Source organism: Micromonospora sp. WMMB482, from assembly GCF_019038635.1.
GTDB classification, from domain to species: domain Bacteria; phylum Actinomycetota; class Actinomycetes; order Mycobacteriales; family Micromonosporaceae; genus Micromonospora; species Micromonospora marina.
The window spans coordinates 3,156,280-3,165,697 of sequence record NZ_JAHOPD010000020.1 but is presented as its reverse complement, the minus strand read 5'-3'; the positions used below and the strand labels follow the sequence as shown (position 1 = coordinate 3,165,697).

Below are 9,418 nucleotides of genomic sequence, written 5' to 3'. Positions count from 1 at the left end.
CACAGAGCGACCATTAGGCAAGCGTTGCGTCAGGAGTGTTGCGTGCCGGAATTTTCGGATGAAGCGCACGATGCGAAGCGGGAGATGCGCATCGCGCTACTCGCCGCGCGCCGGTCGCTGTCCGCGGCCGACCGGGCGGTGGCGGCGGCCGCCGTCCAGGCCGAGCTGGTGACGTTGGTACGCCGGCTGCGGCCGGCCAGGATGAGCGCGTACGTGCCGGTCGCCTCCGAGCCCGGCGGCGGCGACCTGCCGGACGTGCTGCGCGCCGCGCTGCCGCCCGACGCCGAGTTGCTGCTGCCGGTGCTGCGCGCCGATCTGGATCTGGACTGGGCCCCGTACACCGGCCCGGAGTCGCTGCGCGCCGCCGGCCGGGGTCTGCGCGAGCCGACCGCCCCGCCCCGGGGGCGTTCCGCAGTGGCCGGAGCCGGCCTGGTCGTGGTGCCGGCGGTGGCGGTGGACCGGCGGGGCATCCGGCTGGGCCGGGGCGGCGGCTCGTACGACCGCGCGCTGGCCCGGGTACCCGCGACGGTGCCGACGGTGGCGTTGCTGCACGACGGCGAGCTGGTGGAGGCGGTGCCCGCCCTGCCGCACGACCGCCCGGTGCACTGTGTGATCACTCCAGCGGACGGGCTGGTGGCGGTCCCGGGTGTGGGCCCGGGCGCTTCCGCTGGACGAACCCGGGGGTCATGACGCACCATTGGCACTCGAATACCACGAGTGCCAGAAGGCCGTGCCGAAGATCCGGAGGAGAACGTGCCCACGTACCAGTACGCCTGCACCGCGTGCGGCCACCAGCTCGAGGCGGTGCAGTCCTTCTCGGACGAGCCGCTGACCGAGTGCCCGGCGTGTGAGGGGCGGCTGCGCAAGCTCTTCAACTCGGTAGGCATCGTGTTCAAGGGCTCCGGCTTCTACCGCACGGACTCCCGTTCGTCCGGCTCCGACAACGGCACCTCGACCACGAGCAAGCCGGCCAAGTCCGAGTCCTCGTCCTCGTCGTCGGACTCCTCGTCGTCGTCGACGTCCTCCTCGTCCGGTTCGTCCTCGTCGTCCGGGTCGGGGTCTACGGCGAGCAAGGCATCGGCGGCGTCCAGCTCCTCCTGACCCGCTGTCGCACGCGACACGTGGCCGTTCCCGCTCGGGGGCGGCCACGTTCCGTTCGCGGCGGATGCTCGCCAGCTCGGCGAGGTTGCTGCATCCGCCGATCCGTAAGCAGCAACCTCCCCGAGCTGGCGGTCCCAGCCGCACCGGACCTCCGCGCTGGTGACGGCGGGCCTCCCGGGGAGCGGTTTTCCACAAGCCGGCGGGTTATCCACAGGGACGAGCGGTGGGGCGGCGGGGGCCGGGAACCCGGTCCTAGCCTGCGGGTCAGACGGTTGACCGGCGGTGGGAGGCAGCGGTGGCGGATGGCGAGACGACGTTGCGTCCGGTCCGCTGGCGCGGGCTGCCCCGGCGCCGGACGCTGCTGCGGGTGACGCTCGTCGCGGTGCTGCTGGGCCTGGCCGCGGCGGTGCTCCAGACGCCGCCGTCCTGCCCGCCGCCCCGCATCCTGCCGGGCGCCTCGGCGACGGCGTCGCCGTCCGGCGGCACCCCCGCCCTGCCGGCCGGTGCCGTGGGCCTACCGATCCGGCTGGCCGAGCCGGCCGCGCTCGCCGTGCTGCGCCCGGGTGCCCGCGTCGACCTGCTCGTCGTGCCGGCCGGCGGCTCGCCCGACCCGACGCTGCTGGCGCCCCGCGCGCTGGTGCTCGACGTGGTCGGCGCCGCCGGGGCGGTCGACGGCTCCTCGGCGCTCTACCTGGCGCTGCCGCCGGAGCAGGCCCGGCGGGCGGTCGGATTGCCGGAGGGCAGCCGCTTCGCCGTGGTGGTACGAGGCTGACGCGATCCCCGCGAGCCGGGCCGCTGCGGCGCGATCAGCCGGCACGGGCCGGATGCGGGCGATCAGCCCCAGTGCGGCGGGCGCTCGGCGAGCAGCCAGTCGTCGTCGCCGGGGCGCTCGCCCCAGCCGCGGTCGGTGTCGTCGCTGGTCTGCTCGGGCAGCACCACGAAGTCGTCGCTGAGGTCGACCACGCGGTCGTCGTCGTCGCGCGGTGTCCGGATGGCGGGGTCGGTCACGAGCAGCAACGATACCGCCGAACCGGCCACCGGCTCGATTCCCGCAAGGGTGGCGGGCCGGAGGGCCCGTGCCCGGCCGTGGTGTGGCCGGGCGGCGGTGATCGACGCGTCGGGCGGCCGACCGGCCGGGGCGTTGGTAGCGTCGGACGGCGTGACGACGCCGAGCGGTGGCAGCCCCGACGACGAGACCTGGCGACGCCCGGAGGGCCGCGATCCGGACCGCACCGACGCGCCGACCGTGACCGCCGGGCAGCCCGATCCGCGCACCCCCGCAGCGGACCCGGCCGTCGCCGGCCGGATCGACACCGCCGGAGCCGCCACCGGCGCCGCCGGAGCAGAGGACACGCCGGGAGCGGCCGGAGCGGCGGAGACGCCGGAGGCGGCCGGGAACGCCAGCCCGTGGTCACGCGAGGCGGCCACCGACAGCCCGTGGGCCCGGCCCGAGGCGGCGGGCGGCTGGGCGGTGGCCGGTGGCGCGTGGCCGGGCCCGCCCGGTGGCGGCACCCCTCCCTCGGGGTACGCGGGACCGCCGCCGAGCACGCCTCCGCCGCCCGGGTGGCGGCCACCGGTACACGTGCAGCCGTCACCGCCCCGCCGGCTCCCGCCGCAGGACATGGCCGCGATGGACCAGGCGGAGCAGCGCGCGCAGCGGCTCACCTACGGCATCGGGGCCGCCGTCGCCGTGGTGCTGGTGCTGCTCACCTGCCTGCTGTGCTCGCGGGTGCTGTTCTGAGTCAGACGACGCCGTCCCAGACCATCTTGGCGCCGCTGTCGCCGGTCCAGTAGACGTACACGAGCGCGAAGACCGCGAGCACGGCCACCACGACGGTGAGCACCACCGGGAGCCAGCGGGGCAGGTTCCGGCCCGCGACGAAGCGGCTCGTCGACAGCACGAGCAGCAGCGCGGCGACGCCGAGCCCGAGCGCGAACCAGAACAGCATGTCGCCGTACTCGGCGTGCTCGCTGATCTGCTGGAGCCGGTCCGGCGGGTAGCCCTTCGCGCGCAGGGCCTCCTCCAGTTCCTCGCCGGACTCGGTCGCCACCCAGGCGACGATCGGGGTGACCACGGCCAGCGCAGCGACCGCCCAGTCGAGGCGGTGCCGCCAGCGGGGCAGCACCCCGTAGCCGACGGCGAGCAGTGCCAGCAGCGGCACCAGCACCACCGCCGCGTGGATGACCAGCACGTGGACCGGCAGACCGTTGATTTCCCTGAACACCGACACCTCCGGCGAGTGGGTGGTTTGGCGCGCTCAGCGTACGGCGTGACGCCGCCTTCCTCGATACACGCGGGCGCGGGGGCGCCGGTTCACCTGTGGCCCCGGCCACGGGTGGACAACGCTCGCTTGTCGGCCCGCCTGCCCCGTGCTGTCATGGATCCATGTCCACAGGTGAGGAAATGCTCCGGTCGAGGGGCCTACGGGTCACCCGGCCGCGTCTCGCCGTGCTGGACGTGCTCTCCGCCGGTGGCCACCTGGAGGTCGACGAGATCACCCGCCGGGTCCGCCAGCGCATCGACTCGGTCTCCACCCAGGCCGTCTACGACGTGCTCGGCGCCCTGTCCCGGGCCGGCCTGTCCCGCCGGATCGAGCCGGCCGGCAGTCCGGCGCGGTACGAGGCCCGGGTCGGCGACAACCACCACCACGTGGTGTGCCGGGGCTGCGGGGAGATCGCCGACGTGGACTGCGCGGTCGGCAGCGCCCCCTGCCTGGACCCGAACGTGGCGCACGGCTTCGAGCTGGACGAGGCGGAAGTGACCTTCTGGGGTCTCTGCCCGGCCTGCCAGTCCCGCCGCTCCGCCGACGACTGACAGTCGCGCCGAGGACGGCCGCCGCATGGCCGCCGCACCGAGGACGGGGGGCGGCGGCGCGTGGCACTCTTGATCGGTGGACACCGAAGACCTCGGCCTCTTCGGTCCGGGATCGGTCACGTGGAAGGTGCACGAGGAACCGATCCTGATCGTCGCCGGCCTGCGCTCGCTCTACCTCCAGGCGCTGCACCCCCGCGCGATGGCCGGCGTCGCCCAGAACAGCAACTACCGCACCGACGCCTGGGGGCGGCTGGTCCGCACGGCGACGTACGTGGGGACCACGATCTACGGCACCACCGCCGAGGCCGAGGCGGCCGGGCGACGGCTGCGTACGCGGCACGCCCGGATGCGCGCCACCGACCCGTTCACCGGTGAGGAGTTCCGCGTCGACGATCCGGAGCTGCTGCGCTGGGTGCACGTCACCGAGGTCGAGTCGTTCGTGAGCACCGTCCGGCGGGCCGGGCTGGCGCTCACCGACGACGAGGTGGACGGCTACTACACCGAGCAGCGCCGGTCGGCGGCCCTGGTCGGGCTGGACCCGGACGACGTGCCGGGCACCGCCGCCGAGGTGGCCGACTACTACCGGGACGTACGCCCGCAGTTGCGGATGACCCGGGAGGCGGCCGAGACCGCGGTGTTCCTGACCGCGCCGCCCATCCCGTGGAAGCTCAGCCTGCCGGCGCGGGTCGGCCTGAACCTCGGCCCGCCACGCTGGGCGTACCTGGGGATCGCCGCCACCGCGCTGGGGATGCTGCCGCCGTGGGCGCTGCGGCTCTACGGCGGACTGGGCCTGCCCACCACCGCCCGGTCGGCGGACCTGAGCGCGCGGGCGCTGCGGCTGGCGCTGGCCGCGGTGCCCCGGCGCTACCGGGAGGGTCCGTTGCAGCAGGCCGCCAAGGAGCGTGCCGCCCGTCTCGCCGCGGCCTGACGGCGCTCCGCACTCACTCCGGGTCGGTGAACCGCTCGACCGCCGACCAGGGCTCCTTGCCCGGGGTCTGCGCGCCGGTCGGGCACGTACGCCGGTAGTCGCACCAGCCGCATCGCGGCCCCGGCTCGGTGGGGAAAGCCGTGTCGGGGTCGGCGCCGTCGGTCACCGCGCGCTCGGCGGCCATGATGTCGCGCGCGGTGTCCTCGGCGCGGGTGAGCTGCCGGTGCAGGGACTCAGGTGTGTGCTCGTGCGCGGCGACGGTGCCGGTGGGCAGGTGGTGCAGCTCGACCCGGCGACACGGCTTGCGGAACACCCGCTCGGCCGCGTAAGCGTAGAGCGCGAGCGCCTGCGAGCCGCGCGCGTCGTCGGAGTCGAGGCCGGTGCGGCCGGTCTTGTAGTCGACGATGACCAGCTCGGGCCGCCCGTCCGGGCCGGGACGCGAGTCGATCCGGTCGGTGCGGCCGTTGAACGCGAGCACAGCGGTCTTGACCGCGACCACCCGTTCCACGCCGACCGGCTCGTCGGCCGGGTCCAGGCCCGCCACGTAGCTCTCCAGCCAGGCCAGGGCCCGCCGGAAGGCGTCGCGCTCCTGCTCGTCGTCGCGGTAGCCCTCGCGGACCCAGGTGCCCTTGAGCAGCGTGCCGAGCACCTCGGGCCGGCGGCGGCCGGGGGCCAGCGCGTACCAGTTCTTCAGCGCTGTGTGGACGCTCGCGCCGAGCGAGTTGTGCGCCCAGGGCGGGCCCTTGGGCGGCGCGGGCCGGTCCACGTAGGCGTAGCGGTAGCGGCGGGGGCAGTCCGCGTACGCGCCGAGCTTGCTCGGGGTGCAGACGAACAGGCGTTCCGGCATGCCCTCGAAGCCGAGCTGCTCGGACTGCTCGGCGCGGGGTCGGGGAGCCCGGGAGCCGCTGGCTGCTGACGGTCGTCGCACCCGGAGAATCCTGCCATCCGGGTACGACACCGCACGGACCCGCTCAGGCGTTGTTGAGGTACTGGGTGACGAACGCGGCGATCGCGTCGGCGATGAGCTGCACGGCGATGGCGGCCAGCAGCAGGCCGGCGATCCGGGTCAGCACCTCGATGCCGCCCGGGCGCAGCACCTTGACGATCCCGCCGGAGAAGCGCAGCACCACCCAGACGGTGACCATCACCGCGACGATGGCCAGCCCGATGGCGAGGTAGTCGACGGGGCCGCCGGCCTGCTGCACGAACAGCATGGTCGCCACGATGGCGCCCGGTCCGGCCAGCAGCGGGGTGCCGAGCGGCACCAGCGCGATGTTCGAGGTGACCTGGTTGCTCGGGTCGTCCGCCTTGCCGGTCAGCAGCTCCAGCGCGACCAGGATCAGCAACAGGCCGCCCGCCGCCTGAAGGGCGGGCAGGTCGACGTGCAGGTACGCCAGGATCGTCTGCCCCGCCACCGCGAAGATCACGATGACCACGAGCGCCAGCGCCACGGCCTGCCAGGCGGCCCGGTTCCGGTCGCGCGCGGGCAGCGGCCCGGTCAGCGCGAGGAAGATGGGCATCATTCCGGGCGGGTCGACGATCACCAGCAGGGTCACGAAGACCTCGCCGAAGAGCTTGAGATCCACGCGGACACGGTAGCCGTGCCGCCGCAGCGCTTCAGCTCGAAGCGACAGGGGTCACTCCGCGGGCCAGCGCGAGGATCCGCTCGTACGCCTCGGGGCCGGTGGTGTGCGCGCCGAGCCGGACGGTCTTGTGCGTGCCGTGGAAGTCGGAGGAACCGGTGACCAGCAGTCCCAGGTCGGCGGCGAGCCCGCGGACGTGCGCCCGCTCGGCCGGGTCGTGGTCCTCGTGGTCGGCCTCCAGCCCGGCCAGGCCGGCCGCCGCCAGGTCCGCGATCAGCTCGTCCGGCACGATCCGGCCGCGCCTGCTGGCCCGCGGGTGGGCGAAGACGGGCACGCCGCCGGCCGCTCGAACCAGCGCCACCGCCCGGAACACCTCGATGTCGTCCTTCGGCAGCCGGTACCGCTCGCCGAGCCAGTCCGGACCGAACGCCTCGGTGGTGGTGGCGACCAGGCCGGCCCGGATCAGCGCCTGCGCGATGTGCGGGCGGCCGACGGTGCCGCCGCCCGCACCGGTCAGGATCTCCGTCCAGCTCACCGGGATGCCGTCGGCCTGGAGCAGCCGCACGATGCGCTCGCCGCGTTCCTCGCGGGCCCGGCGTACCCGGGCCAGTTCCGCGGCCAGGTGCGGCTCGGCCGGGTCGAACAGGTAGGCGAGGAGGTGCAGCGGGATCGCCGGTTCGGCTCCGGACCAGCGGCAGGAGATCTCCGCGCCGCGGACCAGGGTGAGGCCGGGCGGCAGTGCGGCGACGGCGGGCGCCCAGCCCGCTGTGGTGTCGTGGTCGGTGAGTGCCACCACGTCGAGCCCGGCCTCGGCGGCGGCCCGGACCAGGTCGGCGGGGGTCAGGGTGCCGTCGCTGGCGGTGGAGTGGGTGTGCAGGTCGATGCGGGCGGGGACGCTCACCCGCCCGACGCTACGCCCCGTCCGGCACCGTGGGGACGTCGGCCACCACCACCGGGTGGTCTTCCGGCGCCAGCCCTTCGACAGTCGAGGCCGTGGGGCGGTCACCGGCCAGCACCCGCTCGGGCTTGACCCGGACCAACCCGCCGCTCGCGTCCACGTGCAGCGCCACGCCGCCCCTTGTCCAGGCCACGCCGCCGGCCAGCACCGGGCCGGCCGGGTGGGTGACCGGGCGGGCCGGGTCGCCCAGGTCCACCAGGAAAGCGGTACGCGACGTGCCGTTCGCGAGCAGCCACCGCCCGTCGAAGGAGACGGCGCCGAGCCCGTCGGTGGCCAGGTCCAGGCCGCATCCGGTACGCACCGGGGCGAGGTCGCGGGCCGGGTCGAGCAGGGCCAGGCAGAGCTGCTGCTCCCGGCCGGCGGCGACCAGGCCGACCACCCGGCCGTCGGGCCGGGTGCCGTAGACGGTGCGGACGTCCGGGTTCACCGGACCCGGCTGCCCGCCCAGTGCGCGGTCCCAGACGCTCATCCCGCCGCCGGGCTGCTGGATCAGCACGGTGTCGCCGGCGAAGCCGACCGGCACGGCGCCCTCCGGCGCGGCGGTCCGGACCGGCGCGATGAGCTGGCCGGCCACCACACCGGCGGCGATCACGTCCGTGCCGTCCCGCCAGGCGACCTGGCGGCCGTCCGGGGAGACCGCCACCGCGTCCGCGGCGGCGAGCATGACCTGCGGCGCGCCCCCACCGCCCGGCACCCACCAGAGGGTACGGCCGGCGACGGTGGCCGCCGAGGTGAGCAGCCAGCCCTCCTGGTCGTGGATCCGCTGCGCCCGTTCGACGCCGCTCACCCCGGCCAGCTGCCGCCGTTCGCCGCCGCTGGTGTCCAGCCGGTCACCGACGAGCAGGTCGAGTTCGGCGCGGACCGGCCCGAAGCGGGTGACCGAGGACGGCCCGGACTGCGACGGGGACGGAAAGAGGACGGGCGGGTCGCCGAGCACCACGGTGGGCGTGCCGCCGTCGCCGCCGGACGCGCTGAACTGGGCCACCCCGGTCGTGATGAAGACGGTGGCGACCCCGGCCAGCGCCAGGCCGGTGAGCGTGCGGCGCCGGCCCGTGCGCCGCGCCCGGCGCAGGATCTCCCCGGCCGGGTCGGCGGGCAGCGGGCGGGACGTCGCGACGCGGCGGGTCAGCGTCTCCCGCAGCGCCCGCTCCAGCTCGTCGTCGCTCACGGGGAATGGACGCTCCGGGCTGCCCGTCCGGTTGTCAGCGTCGTGCCGGGTGCCGCTCATCGGCTCTCCGCCGGGATCGGGACCGCGGGGCGGACCGGAGTCGCGGGTGGGACCGGTCGCGGTGCCCGGGCGGCGGGCTGCCGCGCCGGGGTACGGGTCGGCTCGGTGCCCCGGGCCGGGGTACGGGTCGGCTCGGTGCCCCGGGCCGGCGGGACGGACCGGCCGCCCGCAGCGGGCGCGGCCGGGTTCACCGCGGGCGCGCCGGCCGGCGCGGGCAGGCTCAGGGCCGCCTCGGAGCCGAGCCGGCGGCGCAGCGTGTTCAGCGCCCGGGAGGTCTGGCTCTTGACCGTGCCCGGGGAGATCTCCAGCAGCGCGGCGGTCTGCGCCTCGGACATGTCCTCGTAGAAGCGCAGCACCAGCACGGCCCGCTGCCGGGCGGGCAGCGCCTGGAGGTGCCGCCAGAGCGCGTCCCGGTCGAGTTGCTGCTCGATCTCGTCGACACCGGCGCGCTCCGGCAGCACCTCGGTGGGGCGCTCGCCGTGCCAGCGGCGCCGCCACCAGCTGGTGGACGTGTTGACCATGACGCGGCGGGCGTACGGCTCGATGGCGTCGATCCCGCCGAGCCGCTTCCAGGCGAGGTAGGTCTTGGTGAGCGCGGTCTGGAGCAGATCCTCGGCGGTGGCCCAGTCACCGGCGAGCAGGTACGCGGTGCGCAGCAGTGCGCCGGACCGGGCCGCGACGAACTCGCGGAACTCCTCCTCCAGCGGATCTCTGCTCACCACCACACTCATCTCCCCCCGTCCTGCCTGGCAGAATGCCACGGCCTGCCCGGTCGGGTCGATGGCGGAAGGTGTGCAGTTCATCC

General features: G+C 75.3%; 13 protein-coding genes and 1 pseudogene. 6 read left to right on the top strand and 8 right to left on the bottom strand.

The window, feature by feature from the left end; translation table 11 throughout:
- Nucleotides 1–42 precede the first annotated feature (42 nt).
- Both KSK32_RS16090 and KSK32_RS34190 read left to right on the top strand, forming a co-directional pair.
- Nucleotides 43–690 (top strand): 5-formyltetrahydrofolate cyclo-ligase, encoded by a 648-nt coding sequence (locus tag KSK32_RS16090; RefSeq protein ID WP_374226714.1) that lies wholly within the window; start codon nucleotides 43–45, stop codon nucleotides 688–690.
- A gap of 27 nt (nucleotides 691–717) precedes the next feature.
- Nucleotides 718–846 (top strand): annotated as a pseudogene (locus KSK32_RS34190) (FmdB family zinc ribbon protein); the annotation flags it as partial.
- 62 nt (nucleotides 847–908) lie between these two features.
- Here KSK32_RS34190 and KSK32_RS33460 read toward each other — a convergent pair.
- Complete coding sequence (locus KSK32_RS33460; protein ID WP_254188911.1) at nucleotides 909–1,121, bottom strand: hypothetical protein; 213 nt, start codon at nucleotides 1,119–1,121, stop codon at nucleotides 909–911.
- 275 nt (nucleotides 1,122–1,396) lie between these two features.
- Here KSK32_RS33460 and KSK32_RS16080 point away from each other — a divergent pair, with 275 nt between their 5' ends.
- Complete coding sequence (locus KSK32_RS16080; RefSeq protein ID WP_216931949.1) at nucleotides 1,397–1,873, top strand: flagellar biosynthesis protein FlgA; 477 nt, start codon at nucleotides 1,397–1,399, stop codon at nucleotides 1,871–1,873.
- Nucleotides 1,874–1,935: 62 nt separating this feature from the next.
- Here KSK32_RS16080 and KSK32_RS16075 read toward each other — a convergent pair whose 3' ends face one another.
- Nucleotides 1,936–2,109 (bottom strand): hypothetical protein, encoded by a 174-nt coding sequence (locus tag KSK32_RS16075; protein WP_216936518.1) that lies wholly within the window; start codon nucleotides 2,107–2,109, stop codon nucleotides 1,936–1,938.
- 151 nt (nucleotides 2,110–2,260) lie between these two features.
- Here KSK32_RS16075 and KSK32_RS16070 point away from each other — a divergent pair, with 151 nt between their 5' ends.
- Nucleotides 2,261–2,842 carry a hypothetical protein gene (locus tag KSK32_RS16070; protein WP_216931948.1) on the top strand — a complete coding sequence of 194 codons (582 nt, stop codon included), beginning with the start codon at nucleotides 2,261–2,263 and terminating at the stop codon, nucleotides 2,840–2,842.
- A gap of 1 nt (nucleotide 2,843) precedes the next feature.
- On the opposite strand, the gene KSK32_RS16065 is transcribed toward KSK32_RS16070, so the two are convergent.
- Entirely contained in the window at nucleotides 2,844–3,326 is a 483-nt protein-coding gene (locus tag KSK32_RS16065) for a DUF2231 domain-containing protein (protein WP_216931947.1), read from the bottom strand.
- Between the two features lie 161 nt (nucleotides 3,327–3,487).
- Between KSK32_RS16065 and KSK32_RS16060 the strand changes: the two genes are divergently transcribed.
- Entirely contained in the window at nucleotides 3,488–3,916 is a 429-nt protein-coding gene (locus tag KSK32_RS16060; RefSeq protein WP_216931946.1) for a Fur family transcriptional regulator, read from the top strand.
- Between the two features lie 76 nt (nucleotides 3,917–3,992).
- On the top strand, nucleotides 3,993–4,844 hold the full coding sequence (locus tag KSK32_RS16055) for an oxygenase MpaB family protein (RefSeq protein WP_216931945.1): 852 nt from the start codon (nucleotides 3,993–3,995) through the stop codon (nucleotides 4,842–4,844).
- Between the two features lie 13 nt (nucleotides 4,845–4,857).
- Here KSK32_RS16055 and KSK32_RS16050 read toward each other — a convergent pair whose 3' ends face one another.
- From KSK32_RS16050 to KSK32_RS16030, 5 genes are all read right to left on the bottom strand, one after another.
- Nucleotides 4,858–5,691, bottom strand: coding sequence for a PD-(D/E)XK nuclease family protein (locus tag KSK32_RS16050; protein ID WP_254188043.1), 834 nt, complete (start codon nucleotides 5,689–5,691; stop codon nucleotides 4,858–4,860).
- 124 nt (nucleotides 5,692–5,815) lie between these two features.
- Nucleotides 5,816–6,430, bottom strand: coding sequence for a MarC family protein (locus KSK32_RS16045; protein WP_216931943.1), 615 nt, complete (start codon nucleotides 6,428–6,430; stop codon nucleotides 5,816–5,818).
- A gap of 31 nt (nucleotides 6,431–6,461) precedes the next feature.
- Nucleotides 6,462–7,328 (bottom strand): PHP domain-containing protein, encoded by an 867-nt coding sequence (locus tag KSK32_RS16040; RefSeq protein WP_216931942.1) that lies wholly within the window; start codon nucleotides 7,326–7,328, stop codon nucleotides 6,462–6,464.
- Nucleotides 7,329–7,338: 10 nt separating this feature from the next.
- The gene (locus tag KSK32_RS16035; protein WP_289256293.1) at nucleotides 7,339–8,553 is read right to left on the bottom strand and encodes a hypothetical protein; all 1,215 of its coding nucleotides are present in this window, start codon (nucleotides 8,551–8,553) and stop codon (nucleotides 7,339–7,341) included.
- Nucleotides 8,554–8,609: 56 nt separating this feature from the next.
- Entirely contained in the window at nucleotides 8,610–9,332 is a 723-nt protein-coding gene (locus KSK32_RS16030) for a SigE family RNA polymerase sigma factor (protein WP_374226713.1), read from the bottom strand.
- Between the last annotated feature and the right edge of the window lie 86 nt (nucleotides 9,333–9,418).

What these genes read in the sequence shown, in the direction of transcription:
- KSK32_RS16050 (WP_254188043.1), bottom strand. Translation starts at nt 5,691, where the DNA reads ATGCCGGAACGCCTGTTCGTCTGCACCCCGAGCAAGCTCGGCGCGTAC.
- KSK32_RS16060 (WP_216931946.1), top strand. Translation starts at nt 3,488, where the DNA reads ATGTCCACAGGTGAGGAAATGCTCCGGTCGAGGGGCCTACGGGTCACC.